At 72.9% G+C, this 19,845-nt stretch carries 19 protein-coding genes; 10 read left to right on the top strand and 9 right to left on the bottom strand.

The annotated features are described in order from the left end of the window. Positions 1–110 precede the first annotated feature (110 nt). Positions 111–1,286, top strand: coding sequence for a glycosyltransferase (locus MANAM107_RS03750; RefSeq protein WP_223911313.1), 1,176 nt, complete (start codon positions 111–113; stop codon positions 1,284–1,286). Positions 1,287–1,387: 101 nt separating this feature from the next. On the opposite strand, the gene MANAM107_RS03745 is transcribed toward MANAM107_RS03750, so the two are convergent. Further along, the gene (locus tag MANAM107_RS03745; protein ID WP_223911310.1) at positions 1,388–1,942 is read right to left on the bottom strand and encodes a hypothetical protein; all 555 of its coding nucleotides are present in this window, start codon (positions 1,940–1,942) and stop codon (positions 1,388–1,390) included. Between the two features lie 328 nt (positions 1,943–2,270). Between MANAM107_RS03745 and eno the strand changes: the two genes are divergently transcribed. Continuing rightward, positions 2,271–3,557 carry a phosphopyruvate hydratase gene (gene eno, locus MANAM107_RS03740; RefSeq protein WP_223911308.1) on the top strand — a complete coding sequence of 429 codons (1,287 nt, stop codon included), beginning with the start codon at positions 2,271–2,273 and terminating at the stop codon, positions 3,555–3,557. A gap of 175 nt (positions 3,558–3,732) precedes the next feature. On the opposite strand, the gene MANAM107_RS03735 is transcribed toward eno, so the two are convergent. The 4 genes from MANAM107_RS03735 to MANAM107_RS03720 all read right to left on the bottom strand — a co-directional run bounded on the left by MANAM107_RS03735 (position 3,733) and on the right by MANAM107_RS03720 (position 7,379). Continuing rightward, a complete protein-coding gene (locus MANAM107_RS03735) occupies positions 3,733–4,974 on the bottom strand; it encodes an ABC transporter permease (protein WP_223911305.1) in 1,242 nt (413 codons plus the stop codon). Further along, the gene (locus MANAM107_RS03730; protein WP_223911302.1) at positions 4,949–5,665 is read right to left on the bottom strand and encodes an ABC transporter ATP-binding protein; all 717 of its coding nucleotides are present in this window, start codon (positions 5,663–5,665) and stop codon (positions 4,949–4,951) included. Before MANAM107_RS03730 ends, MANAM107_RS03735 begins: the two co-directional genes overlap by 26 nt. Beyond that, positions 5,662–6,732: an efflux RND transporter periplasmic adaptor subunit gene (locus tag MANAM107_RS03725; RefSeq protein ID WP_223911299.1), complete on the bottom strand. Its 1,071-nt coding sequence runs from the start codon at positions 6,730–6,732 to the stop codon at positions 5,662–5,664. The genes MANAM107_RS03730 and MANAM107_RS03725 overlap by 4 nt, the downstream gene beginning before the upstream one ends. Positions 6,733–6,863: 131 nt before the next feature. Then, positions 6,864–7,379, bottom strand: a complete 516-nt coding sequence (locus tag MANAM107_RS03720; RefSeq protein ID WP_223911296.1) for a hypothetical protein — start codon at positions 7,377–7,379, stop codon at positions 6,864–6,866. Positions 7,380–7,631: 252 nt separating this feature from the next. Between MANAM107_RS03720 and MANAM107_RS03715 the strand changes: the two genes are divergently transcribed. From MANAM107_RS03715 to pth, 8 genes are all read left to right on the top strand, one after another. Further along, positions 7,632–8,291 (top strand): response regulator transcription factor, encoded by a 660-nt coding sequence (locus MANAM107_RS03715; RefSeq protein WP_223911293.1) that lies wholly within the window; start codon positions 7,632–7,634, stop codon positions 8,289–8,291. A gap of 146 nt (positions 8,292–8,437) precedes the next feature. Next, complete coding sequence (locus MANAM107_RS03710) at positions 8,438–9,526, top strand: HAMP domain-containing sensor histidine kinase (protein ID WP_223911290.1); 1,089 nt, start codon at positions 8,438–8,440, stop codon at positions 9,524–9,526. Between the two features lie 143 nt (positions 9,527–9,669). Further along, complete coding sequence (locus MANAM107_RS03705; RefSeq protein ID WP_223911287.1) at positions 9,670–10,422, top strand: FtsB family cell division protein; 753 nt, start codon at positions 9,670–9,672, stop codon at positions 10,420–10,422. Further along, entirely contained in the window at positions 10,419–10,919 is a 501-nt protein-coding gene (locus MANAM107_RS03700) for a DUF501 domain-containing protein (protein WP_223911284.1), read from the top strand. Before MANAM107_RS03705 ends, MANAM107_RS03700 begins: the two co-directional genes overlap by 4 nt. A 244-nt stretch (positions 10,920–11,163) precedes the next feature. Continuing rightward, positions 11,164–12,231, top strand: a complete 1,068-nt coding sequence (locus tag MANAM107_RS03695; protein ID WP_223911281.1) for a Ppx/GppA phosphatase family protein — start codon at positions 11,164–11,166, stop codon at positions 12,229–12,231. Between the two features lie 12 nt (positions 12,232–12,243). Continuing rightward, complete coding sequence (locus MANAM107_RS03690; protein WP_223911278.1) at positions 12,244–13,179, top strand: type I 3-dehydroquinate dehydratase; 936 nt, start codon at positions 12,244–12,246, stop codon at positions 13,177–13,179. A 652-nt stretch (positions 13,180–13,831) separates the two neighbouring features. Further along, positions 13,832–14,434: a 50S ribosomal protein L25/general stress protein Ctc gene (locus tag MANAM107_RS03685; RefSeq protein ID WP_223911276.1), complete on the top strand. Its 603-nt coding sequence runs from the start codon at positions 13,832–13,834 to the stop codon at positions 14,432–14,434. 33 nt (positions 14,435–14,467) lie between these two features. After that, entirely contained in the window at positions 14,468–15,064 is a 597-nt protein-coding gene (gene pth, locus MANAM107_RS03680) for an aminoacyl-tRNA hydrolase (RefSeq protein WP_223911274.1), read from the top strand. A gap of 78 nt (positions 15,065–15,142) precedes the next feature. Here the strand turns inward: pth and MANAM107_RS03675 are convergent, their stop codons facing one another. The 4 genes from MANAM107_RS03675 to MANAM107_RS03655 form a co-directional block, all read right to left on the bottom strand. Next, positions 15,143–15,766, bottom strand: a complete 624-nt coding sequence (locus MANAM107_RS03675; protein ID WP_263421948.1) for a response regulator — start codon at positions 15,764–15,766, stop codon at positions 15,143–15,145. A gap of 80 nt (positions 15,767–15,846) precedes the next feature. Beyond that, positions 15,847–17,673: a sensor histidine kinase gene (locus tag MANAM107_RS13055; protein WP_263421922.1), complete on the bottom strand. Its 1,827-nt coding sequence runs from the start codon at positions 17,671–17,673 to the stop codon at positions 15,847–15,849. Positions 17,674–17,869: 196 nt separating this feature from the next. Continuing rightward, complete coding sequence (locus tag MANAM107_RS03660; protein WP_223911270.1) at positions 17,870–18,727, bottom strand: ABC transporter permease subunit; 858 nt, start codon at positions 18,725–18,727, stop codon at positions 17,870–17,872. Positions 18,728–18,753: 26 nt separating this feature from the next. Next, positions 18,754–19,755, bottom strand: a complete 1,002-nt coding sequence (locus MANAM107_RS03655; protein ID WP_223911268.1) for an ABC transporter ATP-binding protein — start codon at positions 19,753–19,755, stop codon at positions 18,754–18,756. Positions 19,756–19,845 lie beyond the last annotated feature (90 nt).

Below are 19,845 nucleotides of genomic sequence, written 5' to 3'. Positions count from 1 at the left end.
GGGGAGTGACGGCAGGACGGGCAGCCGGGAGGGGCGGCCAGGGCGCGGCGGTTGGGCCGCGGGCTCGCCCGCAGCCGCCCGGTCCGCGGTGCAGGTCCTAGAGTGACCCGGTGAGCACCACCGCCCCGCGACCCCTCCCGCCCCGGGTCGTCGTCGTCATCGACGACCTGCACCGCCCCAACGGCATCGTCTCCTGCGTGGACCTGCTGGCCGGGCAGATGCGCCAGGAGGGGATCGAGATCGACATCCTGTGCTTCGGCCCCTGCGACCCCGACCTGGCCCAGCGCCACCGAGTCATCACCGCCCTGCCGGGGCGGCGCTACACCTCCGCCATGGCGGGCTTCGAGCGCTCCAAGGCGGTGCTCAAGCCCCTGCGCCACGCCCTGACCGCCCTGTGGTGGCCGGTGGCCTCGGCCCGCCTGCGCCGGCTGGCGCGCCACTGGGGCCCCGAGGCGCTGGTCATCGGCGCGGGGCTCGACGCCGTGCGCCTGCTGGATCGGGCCGGGGTGCGCCCCCGCATCCTGGTCTCCCAGGTCCACGCCGACGTCGAGGCCCTCACCCCGGCCCAGTGGGCCCTGGTGCGCGGGGCCTCCACTGTCTCGCGCACCATCACCGCCCTGACCCCCGAGGGCGCCCGCCGGCTCCAGGACCGGGGCATCCCCGCCGTCTTCCTGCCCAACCCCGCCCCCGAGGCCGGCGGCCGGGCCGACGTCAGGGGCTCGCGCACAGTGGTCTACCTCGGCCGCCTGTCCAGCGGCAAGCAGATCGACCACCTCATCGACGCCTTCGAGCAGGCCGCCCCCGAGGACTGGCGCCTGCGGATCTACGGCGGCGGCCCCCAGGAGGGCGCGCTGCGCGAGCACGCCGCCCGGGCCCGGGGCGACATCGAGCTGTGCGGCACGGTCGACGATGTCGGCCCGGTCCTCCAGGGCGCCGCCATCCACGCGCTGCCCTCGCGCTCCGAGGGCCTGTCCATGTCCATCCTGGAGGCCAATATGGCCGGCGTGCCGACGCTCGCCTACGACTCCACCCCCGGGATGCGCCTGGCCATGGGGGCAGGCGCCCCCCTGGTGCCCCAGGGCGACCGGCAGGCCCTGGCCCAGGCGCTGAGCCGCCTCATGAGCGACGACGAGGCCCGCGCGCAGGCGGGCCGGCGGGCCTACGAGCATGGCCGCTCCTTCAGCGCCCACGCCGTGGTGGCGCGCTGGATCGACCTGTGGCAGGAGCTGCGGGCCCAGGAGCGGGGTCACGAGGATCGGGGCGAGCCGGCCGACCTGCCCCGATGACGGGGTGAGGGCCGGTCCCAGGAGAGGCTGCGGCTGGTGCTGGCCGGGGACGCCGCCCTTCCTGTCTCGGAGGGCGGCAGGGGCGCGCGGGACCCGGCCGATCAGCCCTGGAGCAGACTGGGGCCGCCGCCCAGGATCCAGGGGCGCGACTGGCTCTGGTAGCGCGGCGCGTAGGCCACCTGCGAGGAGGCGCGCCAGGCCTGGTACTGGGCCTGGATCTGCTGGGCCTCGGGGAGCTCGGAGAGCTTGCCGCTGAGCAGGGAGATGCGCAGGACATCCACGGCGCCCTCGGACAGGGACGCGGAATCCACCGTCGCGCCCGCCGGCGCCTGGGCCTGGGCCGCATCCAGAGTCTCGCGCGCCTCCTGGGCGCTGACCGACAGGCCGTGGGCCTGGGCCGCATCCTCGACGAAGGGCGCATCGCTGAGGATCTGGACCACCTGGTCGGCGCCGGCCCCCAGGGGGCCGAGCTCGGAGACGATGCCCTGGATGCGGTCCTCGCTCAGGCGGAGCTGCTGGCGCTGCCCCTGGGAGTCGGTGTAGGTGATGACCGCCGCCTGCCCGGGGTGGGCCGAGCAGCCCGCCAGCGCCGCTCCGGCGATGAGCGCGCCCACGACGGCGCGGGTCAGGCGGGAACGCAGGGGCGAGCGGGTCATCATGTCCTCCACACTCCGGATCGAGAGGGTCTCTTCGGCTCAGCGGCCGGGGACGGAGAGGGCCTGTGCGCCGAGGCCGCCGGCCCGCCCCCATTCCTGTCCTGAGGGTCGCGCTCGAGCATAGCAGCCGGGAATCGGGCGGGTGCGGGGGGGGAGTCTTGCGAGGAGGAGCGGGGAGCGGCGGGAGGCGGTGGGCGTCGTCGTCGGGCGCCCGCTTTCTCGCCGGGCGTGAACAATGAGTCCGGCAGGACCAACGCCCTCGTGGACCCGGGCGCCTGCCGCTAGGCTGGGAGCGCTTTCCGGATCTACTCAGCATTAGGAGCACCAAGTGGCCCTCATCGAGAACGTTCACGCCCGCGAGATCCTCGACTCCCGTGGCAATCCCACCCTGGAGGTCGAGATCCTCCTGGAGGACGGTGCTTCTGCTCGCGCCGCCGTCCCCTCCGGCGCCTCCACCGGCGCCTTCGAGGCCGTCGAGCTGCGCGACGGCGACAAGGGCCGCTACCTCGCCAAGGGCGTGGAGAAGGCCGTGGCCAATGTCAACGACATCATCGCTCCCGAGATCATCGGCTACGACGCCGCTGACCAGCGCGGCCTGGACAAGCTCATGATCGACCTGGACGGCACCCCCAACAAGGGCAAGCTCGGCGCCAACGCCATCCTGGGCGTCTCCCTGGCGGCCGCGCAGGCCTCGGCCGAGTCCGCCGGCCTCGACCTCTTCCAGTACGTCGGCGGCCCCGGCGCCCACGTCCTTCCCGTGCCCATGATGAACATCCTCAACGGCGGCTCCCACGCCGACTCCAATGTGGACATCCAGGAGTTCATGATCGCCCCCATCGGCGCCCCCACCTTCCGCGAGGCCCTGCGCTGGGGCGCGGAGGTCTACCACGCCCTCAAGGCCGTGGTCAAGGAGCGCGGGCTGTCCACCGGCCTGGGCGACGAGGGCGGCTTCGCCCCCAACCTGGACTCCAACCGCGAGGCTCTCGAGCTCATCGTCGAGGCCATCGAGAAGGCCGGCTACACCCCCGGCAAGGACATCGCCCTGGCCATGGACGTGGCCTCCACCGAGTTCTTCGACGAGAAGACCAAGACCTACAGCTTCGAGGGCGAGGCCCGCGACAACGCCTGGATGGTCGACTACTACGAGAAGCTCATCACCGACTTCCCGATCGTCTCCATCGAGGACCCGCTCTCGGAGGACGAGTGGGATGACTGGAAGGCCCTGACCGACAAGATCGGCGACCGCGTCCAGATCGTGGGCGACGACTTCTTCGTCACCAACCCCGAGCGCCTGGCCAAGGGCATCGAGATGGGCGCCGCCAACGCCCTGCTGGTCAAGGTCAACCAGATCGGCTCCCTGACCGAGACCCTGGAGGCCGTGGAGCTGGCCCACCGCGCCGGCTACAAGTCCATGACCTCCCACCGCTCCGGTGAGACCGAGGACGTCACCATCGCCGACCTGGCCGTGGCCACCAACTCCGGCCAGATCAAGACCGGTGCCCCCGCCCGCGGCGAGCGCATCAACAAGTACAACCAGCTGCTGCGCATCGAGGAGGCCCTGGGCGAGGCCGCCGTCTACGCCGGCGCCGACGCCTTCCCCCGCTTCAAGGCCTGAGCCTGTCGGGCAGCGCACTGGCGCCGCCCACCTGAGATGAGGGCACCCATCTGCGGGGTGCGGCCGATCCGGATCGGCCGCACCCCGCAGTGCTGCCCGGGCCTCCCGAGCCGCTCAGGAGGCCCGGGCCACTGCCCTGGCTCTGGGTGCCACTGGTCCCTGTCAGGGCGTCCTGTCAGGGCGCGCTGAGCGCGGCGGTCGGTGGCGTGCGGGCGGCCCGCGCCGCCGGGTAGGCACCCGCCAGTGCGCCGACGACCACCGTGATCCCCAGTCCCGCCACGATCGCCAGGGGCGGTATGGCCAAGGGCCAGCCGCGCAGCGCAGCCATCCCCCCTGATACCGCGATGCCGATGAGGCAGCCCAGGATCCCTCCGGTGAAGGACAGCACCAGAGCCTCGGCCATGAACTGGATCCGGATATGACCGCGCCTGGCGCCCAGGGACCTCCTCAGCCCGATCTCCCTGCGCCGCTCCAGCACCGAGACGATCATCGTGTTGGCCACGCCGATGCCGCCGACGAGCAGGGCGATGGAGCCCACCCCCAGCATCAGGCCGGTCAGTGCCCTGTCCGCGGCGTTCTTGGCCTCCAGCGCGTCGGAGGGGCGGGAGACCTTCACCTCGTTGGGGGTCTGCGGCGAGATCGTGGGCGCCAGCAGGGACCGGACGGTGGGCACGGCGTCGTCATCGCTGCGTGTGTACACCCTGCTCGGCTTGCCATCGTGTCCCAGTAGGGAGGAGGCCGCGCCTTGGCCGATGAGCGCGGCGTTGTCGAGCTCGGGGGCCAGCGCGACCGGCTCAAGGATGCCGACCACCGTGAACCACGTCCCCCCGATCCACACATTCGTCCCCGGCGAGACCACCCCCAGTCTTCGTGCGGCGCTGCTCCCCAGGACCGTGGCCGGGTAGTCCGCGGTGGCCTCGTTGAGCCATCCGCCCCTGCTCACCCGTCCCGCCACAACCTCCAGGAGCGACTGCTCGGCAGCCAGGGTGGCGATCCCGCCGGAGGCGTTCTTGTCGATCAGCGGGCTGCGGTAGACCAGGGAGCTCTTGACCGTCCCGGTGCTCGAGGCGCTGCGCACCCCCTCGATGAGCCGCACCCTGCCCACAGAATCCTGGGGGAGAGGAGCATCCTTGCCGAAGAGGTCCTGGCCGCTGCCCGCCGTCAGCAGATTGGTGCCCAGTGAGTCGAGCTGGGCCGTGAGCTGGGCGTGGCTGGAGGCGGAGACCCCCACCACCGCGACCATGGCGGCGATACCGATGGCGACGCCCAGGGCCGACAGGAGCGCCCGGGCGGGCCGGGCCCGCAGACCGGTCAGCCCCAGGCGCAGTGCGTCGCCGGGGAGCAGCCGTGAGGGTCGGAGCCCCACTGCTGCACGGCGGGCGGCACCAGTCTCAGTGCGTGATGCGTGCGCTGCCATGCGCGTCCTCCTTCCGCATCGAGTCGCCCACAACGCGGCCGTCGCTCAGGCTGATGCGCCGGGGCAGGCGGGAGGCGAGCTCCTTGTCATGAGTGATGACGATGATGGTGGTCCCCTGCCGGTGCAGCTCGTGGAGGAGCTCGACGATCGAGGCCCCTGAGACCGAATCGAGGTTCCCGGTCGGCTCATCGGCCAGCAGCAGCGCGGGATCGCCGATCACCGCCCTGGCGATGGCCACGCGCTGGCGCTCGCCCCCGCTGAGCTGGTGGGGGCGGTGATCCAGCCGGTGCCCCAGTCCCACACGCTCCAGCGCCCGGCGAGCGCGCTGGAGCCTGGCGGAGCGGGGCATGCCGCTGTAGAGCAGGCCGTCGGCCACGTTGTCCAGCGCCGTGACGCCATCGGATAGGTGGAACTGCTGGAAGACGAAGCCGATCCGGCTGGCGCGCAGCGCCGACAGGCTCGCGTCGTCCAGGGAGCCGACGTCGAGTCCGTCGATCTCGACCGTGCCCGAGCTGGGGCGGTCCAAGGTTCCGATGAGATTGAGGAGCGTGGACTTCCCCGAGCCCGAGGGGCCCACGATCGCGACCAGCTCGCCGTCATCGACCTCCAGGCTCACGCCCGCGCAGGCGGTCACGGGAGGCTCTCCGTAGCTGCGGTGCACGTCCCGCAGGGACAGGATGCGGTTCCTCATTGCGGCACCACCACCGACTGGCCCGCGGTGATCCCCTCACCGGAGATCTCCACGCGCCCGGCCGCGAACAGCCCGGTCGTGACCGGCACCTTGCGGGTGGTGCCATCGTCCTGGACGACCTCGACGCCGTACTGCTGCGGGCTCAGGGCCAGCAGTGCGCCCAGGGGCACTGAGAGCACGTCCTCGCGCGTCTGGCTGGGCAGGGCCACCGTCACCGAGGCCTCCTGGAAGGCGGTGCTGGACCCGGCCTCATCGAGGGTGATGGTCACCGGGATGATCCTCTCCTTGGACTCCCCCGATCCTGAGGTCTTCTCCGTGGGCGTGCCCACGGTGCTGATGGTGCCGGAGGCCGTGGAGGAATCGGGCATCGTGATGGTCACAGCCGTTCCCACGGCCGCCAGCCCCTGGTCGGAGAGCTTGACGGGGGCATCCACCACCTGGGTGGTGCTGGTGACCGCGTAGAGCTCGGAGCCCATGCCCACGCGGTCCCCGAGCCTGGCACTGACCGGCCCCACCCGCAGATCCCCGGGGGAGAAGACCACCTGTCCCAGCGGGACGCTCCCGGTGCGCGACAGCCCCGCATCCCTCTGCCACCGCAGGACGGCGCCGGTGGTCGCCCGGCCGAAGCGGTTATCGGGCTCGCCCTCCAAGTAGCCCAGGGACCTCAGTGCCGCCTGGAGCTGGCGGACGTCCTCGCCGTCGTCCACGCCGGCCTCGAGGGTCCGCCAGGCCGGCAGGGCGCCGTGCATGAGGTAGGCGGCCTCGGCCCCCGCGCGGTACAGGAGGTCGCCCTGGGTCAGGACGGTTCCGGAGGCGGGCAGGCCGATGAGCACGCCCTCGAACCCCGAGGTGAGAGTGCGGGCCTCGGAGTAGCGCAGTGTCCCGGACACCGAGGCCTGGCCCTGCAGGTCCCCGCGGGTCACTGTGTCGGTGGCCCCGCTGAAGGGGCGGGAGGACGGCTCCGAGGGTGCTGAGAATGGTCCGATCCGTCTGGCTCGCATGACGGCGCCCGCGGTCAGGGCCAGGGCGGCGCAGGCTCCGCCGGCCAGCAGGGCGCGGCGTCGCATGGGGCGGGCCTCGCTCGCGGGAGCGTCGGGTCGGGCGGCATCCGTGGTTTCCGTCCGGTCCTGCGCGGTGGCGCCCTTCGCAGCGCTCGTGGACTCCGAGGGCGCGGGCGCGCGGTCATTGAGGGCTCGCATCACTTGCCGCCCCTCGTGGTCTGCGGCGCACTGGGAGACCCGGAGCCGACCTTCTCAGCGCAGGTGCTCAGGGCCTCCTCGGGGATGGTCTCATCGAGGCGCAGGACCTCGCCCGGGGCGGGGTCGGCGACGTCGTACCCCTCCTGGCGCAGGCACTCGGTGACCAGGACATAGAACTGCTGCATCTCCTCCTCGGACACGTCCTCGGCCCCCGGGAGCGGGCCGGCGCTGCTCTCGCACTCCTTGTAGGCCTTCTCAATGGCCTCGGGGTCGCCCGTGGTGGGGATCGCCAGGGCTCCATCGCTGTCAGGATCAGGGACATCGAAGCCCTTGTCCCGCATGCAGCGGGAGATGGAGAGCGTGTACTGCTGCAGGTCGGCGGCGTCGGTGGAGGAGTGGGAGGACGACGCGGGGGCCGCGGATTGGGCGCAGCCGGCGAGCAGGCTCAGTACCATCGCCGCGCAGATCGCCCCGGCGGCCGCGGCCGTCCTGGTGGCCGCGGCCCTTCTCATCATGCTGGTCCCTCCAATGGTGGTCATGGATGTCCCTCCGTACTAGGTGCGGTGGCCGGCCCAGTGGCGCAGCCCTTACTGGGCGGACAGGAGCGGATGCGTCCCGCCCGCGGGGGCAAGACAAGCCGGACCGGTGTTGCCATGGCGTTCACGGTGCCGCTTATGCCGTGGCAACGTCGGTGGTGGTTCAATCTGGCCGTCAGTGACTCACGGCGTCAGGCGCGATGAGCGCCTGCGGGTATCGAGGGGGCAGCAGTGCGCGTGCTGGTCGTGGAGGACGAGGAGTACCTGGCCGAGGCCATCGCGGCCGGGCTGCGCCGCGAGGCGATGGCGGTGGACGTCGTCGGGGATGGGGCCGGGGCCCTGGAGCGGATCGGGGAGCACCACTACGACGTCCTGGTCCTGGACCGCGACCTGCCCCTGGTGCACGGAGACGAGGTCTGCCTCCGGGTCGCCGAGGAGCACCCCGGCACCAGGGTGCTCATGCTCACCGCCGCCAGGAGGCTGGACGCCCGGGTGGGGGGCTTCGAGCTGGGGGCGGACGACTACCTGGTCAAGCCCTTCGAGTTCCCCGAGCTGGTGGCCAGGCTGCGGGCCCTGGAGCGGCGCAACCAGCCCGCGCGCATCCCTGTCATTGAGGCCCACGGCGTCAGGCTCGACCCCTTCCGACGCGAGGTGCGGCGCGACGGGCGCCCCCTTCGGCTCAGCCCCAAGGAGTTCGCCATCCTCCAGGTCCTCATGGAGGCCGATGGGGGAGTGATCAGCTCCGAGGAGCTGCTGGAGCGGGCCTGGGACGCCAACGCTGATCCCTTCACCAACTCCGTGCGCGTGACCATCTCCCACCTGCGCCGCAAGCTGGGCGACCCCTGGGTGATCCAGACGGTGAGCGGCGCGGGCTACCGGTTCAGCGCATGAGGCATCGCCCGTGCCCAGCCGCTGGCGCCCCTGCGGCACCGGCGCTCCAGTCCCGGCCGGCGGGAGGGGAGCTGCCGGAGGCAGGCCTGCGCCGTGCACGGCGCCTGAGCATCCGCGCTCGCCTGGTCCTGACCTACACCGGTCTCATGGCTGCCACGGGGGCGGTCCTCATTGCCCTGGTCTCCTCCTATACCTTCTTCGAGGTCTACATCATCTCCGACGGCGGGCAGATCCCTCCCGAGCAGGTCGACCTCTCGTCGCCGGAGTTCAACGAGCTGCTGAGGGACGTCGAGAGCTCGCTGTACACCACGATCCTGTGCGCGGCAGTCATCGTCCTGCTGGTGCTGACCCTCCTGTCCGCGGTGGTGTGCTGGATCCTGGCCGGCAGGATGCTCCGGCCACTGACCTCCGTGAGCGCCGCCGCCAGGCGGGCAGCCTCAGGAGACCTCGGCCAGCGCCTGTCCCTGTCCGGCCCGCATGACGAGATCCACGACCTGGCCGACACCTTCGACAGCATGCTGGCCTCCCTGGAGCGGGCCTTCGAGGTGCACCGCCGCTTCGCGGCCAACGCCTCCCATGAGCTGCGCACACCGCTGGCCACCACCAAGACAATGATCGACGTCGCCCTGACCGACCCCCATCCCACAGTCGAGGGCCTGCGCGAGGTCCTAGTGCGGGTGCGGCAGACCAACGACGCCAATCGGGAGCTGATCGACGCCCTCCTGGACCTCGCCGATGCCCAGGCCGGGGAGCTCGAGCGCGAGGAGGTCGATATCGCCGCCATCATCCGCGGCGAGCTGGCGCGCCTCTGCGATCAGGCGCATCACCGGGGCCTGCACGTGCAGTGCGCACTGGAGGAGCCCCGGGTCAGGGCAGATCCGGTCCTGCTGCGCCAGGCCGTCTCCAACCTCCTGCGCAACGCCGTGCGCCACAGCGCCGAGGGCGGCCGGGTCATGGTGCGGGTCCACAGCCGCCCACTCGATCGGGGCCGGCCTTGCGCCGTGCGGCTCACCGTTGACAATGATGGCCCGGTCATCCCCGCCGAGAGGATCCCGGTCCTGCGTGAGCCCTTCGTCCGCGGCCAGGGGCGCTCGCGGGGCGCCGGGCACGGCCTGGGCCTGGCGATCGTCTCGGCCGTGGTCACCGCCCACGAGGGCGAGCTGCACCTGCATGCCAGGCCCGCCGGGGGACTGGGCGTGGTCATGGACCTGCCGGGAGCCCCGGGCCGCTCCTGATCACGTGGAGCGGGCCGCCCCTGGCCGCCGCCGCGACTCGTGGCGCCCGGCCCGCTCAGGTGCGCGCCGCCATCGGGCGGTGTCGGTGACGCCTCCTGTGTCGTGCGCGCCCTGCGCCATCGACCTGGGGCAGGATTCGATGCATGACGCCGCGCCGACCCTCCCGCACCGCCAGCCACCGAGGCTCACGTGGCTCGCGCGGCTCGGGAACGCACCCCGGCCGCGCCTCCTCCAGTGCCGCGGGCCCGGGGGCCTCCGCCGGGCCCGCCGGCTCGCGCGGAGCCTCCGATCGGGAAAGCGCCGAGGCCCCCGTGGTCGCCGAGAGGGGGGTGCCCCCGCGCGTGGTCACCCTCGTCATCGTGGCGCTCATCTCCTTCGCCGTCGTCTTCACCTCCCTGCGCGCCTACCTGTCCCAGCGCGCCCAGTACGACGACGTCGTCAACCAGCTCGCCGAGGCCAAGGCCACCTCCACCGCCCTGGAGCAGGAGCTGGCCCAGTGGCAGGACGAGACCTTCGTGCGCTCCCAGGTGCGCCAGCGCCTGGGCTACGTCATGCCGGGGGAGACCACCTACGTCGTCGTGGGGGCTGACGGCCTGGCCGACGGCGAGGGCGGCGGCGATACCGACCAGGACTCCCAGCGCCTGCCCTGGTACGAGACCCTCCGGAAGTCCTCGCGGGCGGCGGGCGGCGCCGAGCAGACCGAGGCGCCCACCGACCCCGCCCAGCGGGGTTGGGCCCCCACCACCCCGCAGCCCAGCGGGCAGCCGAGCCCCAGCGGAGCACCGGGCGGCCGGCCGGGGCAGGAGCCCAGCGGGGCCCCCGGTGGGGCGCCCGCACCCCAACCCCAGCCCAGCGCAGCGCCCAGCCAGGCACCCGCGCCCCAGGAGACGCCATGACCGACACCCCCGTGACCCCGGCCGACCTCGAGGCCCTGACCGAGCAGCTCGGGCGGATCCCCCGGGGCGTGGTGGCCATCGCCGCGCGCTGCGTCTGCGGGCGCCCCGCCGTCGTGCGCACCGCCCCGCGGCTGGACGACGGCACCCCCTTCCCCACCAGCTACTACCTCACCCACCCCGCCGCGGTGAAGGGGTGCTCCACCCTGGAGGCCGAGCACCTCATGGAGGAGCTCAACGCCGAGCTCGCCCAGGACGCTGAGCTCGCCGCGGCCTACGCCCGCGCCCACGAGGACTACCTGGCCCGCCGCGCCGAGCTCGGGCAGGTGCCCGAGATCGAGGGGATCTCCGCGGGGGGCATGCCCACGCGCGTCAAGTGCCTCCACGCCGTGCTGGGCCACACGCTGGCCACAGCGCCGGGCATCAACCCCATGGGGGACCGCACCCTGATGGCCCTGCGGGCCCGCGGCCTGTGGGATGAGGCCCGCTGCCACTGCTGAGCCGCCGGCCGCCGCGGCGGCCGACTACCGGGGCCCGCCCGCCCCGCAGTGCGGCGCGGGCCTGCGCCCCCGATGCCCTTGTTGCGGCCGGGCCGATCCGCTCCGCCGCCCGGCCTGCCTCAGCGCCCGGCCGGCCGCGCGCCGGGCCACGGCACCCCACACGCCCGGGCTGCTACGTTTCCTGCCAGGAGCGCCCAGCGCCCCTCGAACCGCCTGAGCCGAGCCCCTCCAGGAGGACCCGCCCATGACCCGCGTGGCCGCCATCGACTGCGGAACCAACACCATCCGCCTCCTCATCGCCGACGCCCACCTTGAGGCCGGCGGCGTGAGGCTGGAGACCCTGGAGCGGCGCAACGAGATCGTGCGCCTGGGTCAGGGCGTGGACCGCACGGGCCGCCTGGACGATGCCGCCCTGGAGCGCACCCTGGCGGTGGTCGAGGACTACGCCGCCCAGTGCGAGCGCCACGGCGTCCCCCAGGGACCGGGGCACCGGCGCTTCGTGGCCACCTCCGCCACCCGCGACGCCGAGAACCGGGAGGCCTTCACCACCGGGGTCAGCCGCCTGCTGGGCATCGCCCCCGAGGTCATCAGCGGGGATGAGGAGGCGCGCCTGGCCTTCGCCGGCTCCCTGCTTGGCTCGGCCGCCCCGCAGGCCCCCCGCCTGGTGGTGGACCTGGGCGGGGGCTCCACCGAGCTGGTCCTGGGGGCGGGCGCCCCCAGTGCGGCGATCAGCCTGGACGTGGGCAGCGTGCGCATCACCGAGCGCCATCTGGCCCACGGCGTCACCGCCGGCGGCGAGGAGGCGGCGCGCGCGGAGGTGCGCGGCCTGCTGGAGGAGGCCGCCCAGGTGGTCGACCTCGGCGCCCCCGAGCTCATCGTGGGCATGGCCGGGACGATCACCACCGTGACATCGCATGCCCTGGGCCTGGAGGCCTTCGACCCGCAGGCCGTCGACGGCGCCGAGCTGGGAGTCGAGCAGGTCCTGGCCTCCTGCGAGGCGATCATCCACTCCACCCCCGCCCAGCGCGAGGGGTGGGGCTTCCTGTCGCCCGGGCGCCGCGACGTCATCGCCGCCGGGGCCCTGGTGTGGAGCGAGATCGTGGCCCGGGTGGCCGCCGATACCGCGGCCGCCGGGCGGTCCCTGCGCGGGACGGTGACGAGCCTGCGCGACATCCTCGACGGCGTCGCCCTCTCGCTGGTGCCCGTGGAAGCGGCGGCGCCCAGCTCCCCGCAGTCGGCTGGTTCCACGGAGTCCTCCGGAGCCGGCGCGGCGCCCTTGGACGGCGCCGGCAGCGGGCCCGCCGTGCGGTGAGGCGGCGGGGCCATGACACCGCAGCAGTACCAGCCGCATGAGGCCGTTGGCCAGGAGCCGGGGCAGGAGCCGGGGCAGCGGGGCCCCGGCAGTGGCCCCCTGCGCTGGGGCGGGGCACGGGTCGGTGCGGGACGGCCCGCGCTCGTCGTCGCCCTGACCGGCCCCACCCTCGCTAAGGCCGCCGACCAGGCCCGCCGGGCCGTGAGCGCTGGGGCCGAGGTTCTGGAGATGCGCGTGGATCTGCTGGAGGAGGTGCGCCAGGGCCTGGAGGCGGGGCCCGGTCCGGCGGCATCCCGGATCCTGGAGTGCCTGGGAGGCCTGTACGAGGCTCAGGCAGGCATGGGGGCCCCGGGGCAGTCCAGTGCCGGTGCGGACCTGGAGGCGCCCGCCCCGCTCCTGCTCACCTGCCGCACCACGGCCGAGGGCGGGCGGGCGCAGGTGGGGGATGCCGCCTACAGGGAGATCCTGCTCGCGGTCCTGGAGGCAGTGGAGGCACTGCCGCGGACCGCGCGCCTCGCGGCCATCGACGTCGAGGTCCAGCGCGGCTGCCTGCCCGAACTGGCCGCGCGCGCCCACGAGCGGGGGATCGACGTCGTCGGATCCTTCCACGACTTCGAGGGCACTCCCGGCGACGCCGAGCTGGAGGAGGTGCTGGCGGGTATGGCGGCCCAGGGCGCCGACCTGGCCAAGGTGGCGGTGATGCCGCTGAGCGCGGAGGACGTGGCCCGCCTGCTGGGGGTCAGCGCGCGGATGTCGACGGCGCTGGAGGTGCCGGTGGCAGCGATGTCCATGGGGGCCCTGGGGACCATCAGCCGTGTGGCACCGGTCTTCGGCTCGGCCCTGACCTTCGTCGTCGTCCCCGATGAGGAGGGTGAGGCCCTGGCCTCCGCCCCCGGCCAGCTCCCCATCGAGCAGGTGCGCCGCTGCCTGGAGTGGCTGGGGGGCTGATTCCGCCGCGGCCCGGAGGCTGGCGCTGCTGGCCTCCCGGAGCTACTGACAGCCGGAATCGCTGGGGACCCGGAGGTTCTGACGCCCGGAGGCTCTGGGCGCTGAGTACTCCGGCGCATGGCGGAGATGGGTCCACTGTGCGGGGTTGTCTGCACTGCGCAGGATTGTCTGCACTTTGCGGGGGATGTCTGCGGAATGCGGGTCTCCCAGACCTGCACCGTGCCGACAGCACCTGCAATCCACGGACAACCCCGCGTTCTATAGGCACGGGGCGGCGCCTGAGCCTCCTGTGAGGACCCGCAGGAATTGCCACCGCACTAAAGGGACGCACCCCGTGACGTAGCGCCGGCGTCCTGCCCCCGCATCACGTGGGATGGTCTGCCTCGGACACCTCAGCCCCGGAAGCCTCAGCTCAGGTGGCCCCAGTCCCGGCGGCGGCGATGCCGGCGGGTGGGGCGCCTCACCGCAGGGCGCCTTCCGGGGCCGCTTGGCGGTGGCGTAGACTGCCCGGCGTTGCCCCGGCGAGGGACGCGCTGCCCAGCGCGCATCCGTGATCGACGTGGTGGTACCTGGCGGTACTGCGCGTCGACGCGCCCGCCGGACCACTGACTGCGGGGCCCTGGTCCCGCTCCTCATCATCTAGGAGAGCCACATGGCCAACAACGCCATCACCCTCACGGGCCAGGACCGCACCGAGTTCGGCAAGGGCTCGGCCCGCCAGGCCCGCCGCGCCGGCCAGGTCCCCGTCGTCGTCTACGGCCACGGCACCGAGCCGCGCCACCTGCTGCTGGAGGAGCACGCCACCCGCCTGGCCCTGCGCAGCAACGACAACGCCCTGGTCGAGCTCAAGGTCGGCAGCGAGACCCTGCTGGTGCTGACCAAGGAGGTCCAGCGCCACCCCATCCGCCCCGGCGTCCAGCACGTGGACTTCCTGCTGGTCAACCGCAACGAGCGCGTTGAGGTCGAGGTGCCCGTCACCGTCGTCGGCGAGGCCGCCCCCGGCACCATCCACATGATCGAGTCCTCCCACGTGGTGCTCTCCGCCCCCGCCGTCTCCATCCCCGAGACCCTCGAGGTCGACATCACCGGCGTGGCCGGCGGCACCGTGCTGACCGTGGCCGACCTGACCCTGCCCGAGGGCGTCGAGGCCGTCTCCGAGCCCGAGGCCGCCGTGGTCAACGTGGCCGACAAGGGCGCCGTGGCCGCCTCCGTCCCCGAGGATGAGGCTGGGGACCAGGCCGCTGAGGAGCAGTGACCGAGCCGTCGCCGCGAGCCGAGTGAGCCGCCCGTGACCGCCCCCTGGCTGATCGTCGGGCTGGGGAACCCCGAGGCCCGGTACGCCCGCAACCGCCACAACGTTGGCCATATGGTCATCGACGTCCTGGCGGGGCGTACCGGGGCCCGCCTCTCCCCCCACAAGGCCCGCGCCCGCCTGGCCGAGGTGCGCCTGGGGATGCTGCCGGGCGGAGCGCCCGGCCCCCGGGCCATCCTGGCCGCGCCCACCTCCTTCATGAATGTCTCCGGTGGCCCCGTGAAATCCCTCCTGGGCTATTACGGGGTGGACCCCCGCGCGGGGCTGCTGGTCATCCACGACGAGCTCGACATCCCGCCCCATGAGCTGCGCCTCAAGCGCGGCGGGGGAGAGGGCGGGCACAACGGCCTGCGATCCATCTCCTCGGTGCTGGGCACCAAGGACTACGCGCGGCTGCGCGTGGGGGTGGGCCGCCCGCCGGGACGCCAGGACCCCGCGGCCTTCGTCCTGTCCGACTTCCCGGCGCGCGAGCGCGAGGAGTTGGGGGTCACCCTGGAGCAGGCGGCCGACGTCGTCGAGCAGGTGGTGGCCGAGGGCTTCGAGGCCGCTCAGCAGCGCCTCCACACCCCCTGACCCCTACTCTTCGACAATTTGCATGAGATCGTCCTTTTCCAGGCCCGGAAAAGGACGATCTCATGCAAAAGGGGTAGGTTAGGTCATGAGGCCGGTCTCGTAGGCCACGACGACGGCCTGCACCCGGTCGCGCACGTCCAGTTTGGCCAGCACATTGCCCACGTGGGTCTTGACGGTGGTGGCCGAGACGACCAGATGGGCCGCGATCTCCGCATTGGACATGCCCCGGGCCATGAGCATGAGGATCTCGCGCTCCCGGGGCGTCAGGGAGGCCAGCCTGGGGTCCTCGGCCGACGGCGTCCCACCGGTGTCGGGCAGGTCGGCGGCGAACATCTCCAGCATCCGCTGGGTGACGCGGGGCGAGACCACCGCCTCCCCGGAGGCCACCGTGCGGATGGCCTCGGCCAGCTCGGTGGGGCGCGTGTCCTTGAGCAGGAAGCCGGAGGCACCCGCCCGCAGCCCGGAGAAGGCGTACTCATCCAGGTCGAAGGTGGTCAGGATGAGGATCCGGGTGCTGGGGCATTCCTGGGCGATGATCTGCGTGGCCTCGATGCCGTTCATCCCCGGCATGCGCACATCCATGAGGATGACATCGGGCCGGAGGGCCTTGGCCTGGGCGATGGCGGTGGTGCCGTCGGAGGCCTCGCCGACCACCTCGATCCCCTCCTCGGCATCCAGGACCATGCGGAAGCCCATGCGCATGAGGGACTGGTCGTCGGCCAGAACCACGCGGACGGTGCGCAGGGGCTCGGCCTCCTGGTCGTCGTCGCCGGCTGCGGTGTTCACAGAGGCATCTGCCACGAAGAGCTCCCTTCATCGTGCTCGTCCCAGCGCAGGACGGCGCGCACACGCCACCCGATGGGGGTGGGGCCGGCCTGCACTGTCCCACCATAGACCGCGGCGCGCTCCCGCATGCCGATGAGGCCCTTGCCCGATCCGTGCATGGGCCGTGAGCCCGGGGCCGCCTCGTTGTCCACCGTGAGCACCGCGGTGCCCGTATGGCGCTCCACGGTGACCGCCACGGACTTCGTGGTGGGGGCGTAGCGCAGCACATTGGTCAAGGACTCCTGCGCGATGCGGAAGAGAGTGAGCTGGAGGGCCTTGTCCTGCGGCAGGCTCGCGCCCGTCCACGTGTAGGCCACCGGCACTCCGGCGGCCCTGAAGTGCTCCACCAGGGTGGCGATGTCGGCCTGCTCGGGGGCGGGGGACATGGGGGCCTCGCCGGTGGTGGGGTCGGCCTGGGTACCGGTGGCCCGACGGCGCAGGTCGGCGATCTGCGCGCTGGGCTCGACGGGCGCCACCGTGCCCGGGGGCGCGAACTCGGGAACCGGCAGCTCGCGGACGACCGGCACGGGGCCTGAGGTCACCGGGCTGGCCTGGGGTTGGCCGCCGCGTGGGAGGCCCGTGCGCGGATCATCGGCCTGGTGGGCGCCACCGTCCTGCTCGCCCGCCCCGGTGGTGCGGACGCCCGACGGGGATGCGGCCGAGGCGGGCGAGGCCTCCGGGGCCATGGAGGTGGCGGGGGGATCCTCGCGCAGGACTCCCACGAGGCGGCGGGTATCGGCCAGGGCACTGCGCCCGGTCTCGGCCAGCACCTCCAGGGCCTGCTTGGCCTGCTCGGGTCGGCGGTCGATGGCGGCGGCGGCGCCGTCGGCCATGGTGATCATCACCGCCAGGGAGTGGGCGACGACGTCGTGCATCTCGCGGGCGATGCGGCTGCGCTCCTCGGCGGCCGCGAGCAGCGCGCTCTGCTCGCGGGCCAGGGCCATGCGAGCCGTGTGCATCCGCAGATCCTCGAGGTTGCGGCGCGAGGCCCTGATGGTCAGGCCCACGAGCACGGGGATGGCGAACATGATGAGATTGGTCGTGATGTTGCGCCATGCCGACTCGGCAGTCTGGTTACTGCTCTCGGTGATGAGGTAGTTGATGGAGAACACCAGGCCGGTCACGGCCCAGGCCCCCCAGGCCGCGGCGGGGCGCCGGTAGACGGCGATCGTGCCCAGGCACAGCGGCAGTCCCAGGATGACGAAGGCGGCTAGGCCTCCGAGCGCCGTCGCGCTCTCCTCGGGGCTCAGCGATAGCAGCACCTGGCCGATCGTCTGGAAGGCGACGAGGAGCAGGAGCAGGCCCAGCCAGCTCGCCATCGGGAAGCGTCGCCGCACCGCCAGCAGGGCGGTGGCGATGACACTGGAGCCCAGGGCCATGGGCAGGGCGCTGGCGATCTCGCGGGGGAGCTCGAGTGCTGGTGAGGGGCGCATCAGCAGCAGGAAGCCCAGGGGGATGTTGACCAGGAGGACGCCCACGGCGATGAGGGAGTCCACCTGGAAGGGGTGCTCGCGATACCAGGTGCGCAGACGGCCGCCCAGGGAGGCGCGCACGGGGGAGTCGCGGTGCAGTGCGGTGGTGAGGTGCATCATGGCAAGTGTGGCATCTTCTGGGGCCGCGTGGCCCTCGGGTCCGGTCCTGGCGGGCTCGGCGGGGGAGGTTGCGCTATGGCTTGCGGTGCCCGACGACAACGGCAGCGCCCGGGCGGCGGCCTGGAGGAGTGCCAGGTGGGCCGAGCGGGGGGAGGCGTCGACGTCGTCGAGGCGGCCGGCAGGAGGCGGCACCGGCCCGCGGCTGCCGGGCCCGGGGTGGGGCGGCTTGGGGGTGGGGCGATCCTGGCCGGGTAGGCGGGGAGACCCGCTCTGGTCGGGTGATGACGGTGATGGCTCGATAGGGCTGGTGGGATACCCCGGGCGGCCCCGCAGCACTGCGGGGCCGCCCGGGGCGGGCTCACCTCGGCGGGTCAGCTCCATGGGGGCCTCAGGCGTCCCGGCGCAGGAAGGACAGGCCGCCCAGGACCAGGGGCACCAGGGTCCAGGCCAGGAAGACGGCCAGCACGACCGGGTGGTCGACGGAGGCCTCCGCCCACCGCGAGGTGTACTCGAAGGGATCGGATACGGCGTTCGAGGCGGCCGAAGGCGTGAGCTCCAGGGCCTTGGTGGCCCAGTCCCACTTGAGGGCCATGAGGTTGAGGGGGAGGTTGATGACGAACAGCAGCACTGTCGTGACGGTGAGTGCCCCGGCGGTCGAGCGCATGAGGAAGCCCAGGCCCAGGCTCATCAGGGCGATGAGGGCGAAGGCCAGGCCCGTGCCCCAGAACAGGCCCAGGTACTCGGCGTCGGCCAGGGAGCCGGCGTGCCCGTCCATGAAGGGGGCCGAGAGAGCCCAGGACAGGGTGATGGACACCAGCCCCAGGACGAAGGCGAGGGCTGCCACCACGATCGCCTTGGCGGCCAGCAGGCGCCCGCGGCGGGGCACGGCGGCCAGGGAGGAGCGGATCTGCCCCGAGGCGTACTCCCCGGTGATGGCCAGGGCCGCCAGGACGGCCACCGCGATCTGGCCGAAGGTGGCGCCGACGGTGATGGCCTCTGCGGCACCGTCCTGGACCTCGGGGGTCTGGCTCAAGGCGATGGCCAGGCCTGCGCCGAACAGGACGGTGACGACGACGGTGATCGCCCCGGTGACCCAGGTCGAGCGCAGGGTGCGGATCTTGGTCCACTCCGAGGCGACGGCCCGGGCGAAGGTCTGGCGGCCGGTGATGGCGGGGCGGCGCAGGGCGGGGGACTGGGTGCTGGGCCGCGCGGCAGGCGCGGGCCCCTGCATGGTGGTGGCGGTCATGATCGTTCCTTTCGTGGGCCGGTGGGTCAGGCGGCCCGGGCGCTGTGGCGGGTGGGGGAGGAGGGGCGCGGCGCCGCGCCCCCGGTGGGGCGGGGACCGGCTGGCCCGGGGTCGGCGGGGGTGTGCTCCCCGACGGCGTACTCCACGGAGTCTTTGGTCAGGGTCAGGTAGGCCTCTTCGAGGCTGGCGCGGATGGTGGTGAGCTCGTGCAGGACGATGCCGTGGGTGGCGGCGAGTTCGCCGATGGCGGCGGCGGTGGTGTCGGTGGTCTCCAGGACGCTGGGCTCAACGGGGCGCGCGGCCAGCTTGTGGGAGGCCATGAGCTCGGCGAGCCGGGTGGCCTGGGGGGAGGCCACGCGGACGCGGTCGGCGGTGGCTGCGGCGATGACCTCGTTGACGGGGCCAGAGGTGATGATGCGGCCGCGGCCGATGACGATGAGCTGGTCGGCGGTCTGGGCCATCTCGCTCATGAGGTGGGAGGAGATGAAGACGGTGCGGCCCTGGGAGGCCAGGTTGCGGCAGGTCTCGCGCACCCACTTGACGCCCTCGGGATCCAGGCCGTTGACCGGCTCATCGAAGATGAGGGTCTGGGGGTCGCCCAGGAGGGCGGCGGCGATGCCCAGGCGCTGGCCCATGCCCAGGGAGAAGCCCTTGACGCGCTTCTTGGCCACGCTGGTCAGGCCGGTCAGCTCCAGGACCTCGTCGACGCGGTTGGTGGGGATGCCGTTGGAGATGGCCAGCTGGGTCAGGTGGGTGCGGGCCGAGCGCGAGGGGTGCAGGCCCTTGGCGTCCAGGAGGGCGCCGACCTCGCACAGGGGCGCGGCCAGCTCGCGGTAGGGGCGGCCGTTGACGGTGACGCGGCCGGTGGTGGGCTTGTCCAGACCCATGATCATGCGCATGGTGGTGGACTTGCCGGCGCCGTTGGGGCCGAGGAATCCGGTGACGGTGCCGGGCTCGACGGTGAAGGAGATGTGGTCCACGGCGACCTTGGCGCCGTAGTGCTTGGTCAGGTCGACTGCCTCAATCATGGTGGAGTCCTCTGCTCGATGTGGCTGCTCGGTGCGGTTGGGTGATGCGGGGTCTGGCGATCTCGGGATATGGGAGCCGGTGAGGGCTGC

The organism is Actinomyces capricornis, assembly GCF_019974135.1.
GTDB classification, from domain to species: Bacteria; Actinomycetota; Actinomycetes; order Actinomycetales; family Actinomycetaceae; genus Actinomyces; species Actinomyces capricornis.
Note: the sequence above shows the minus strand (reverse complement) of the source record. Positions and strands in the feature narration are given on the sequence as shown.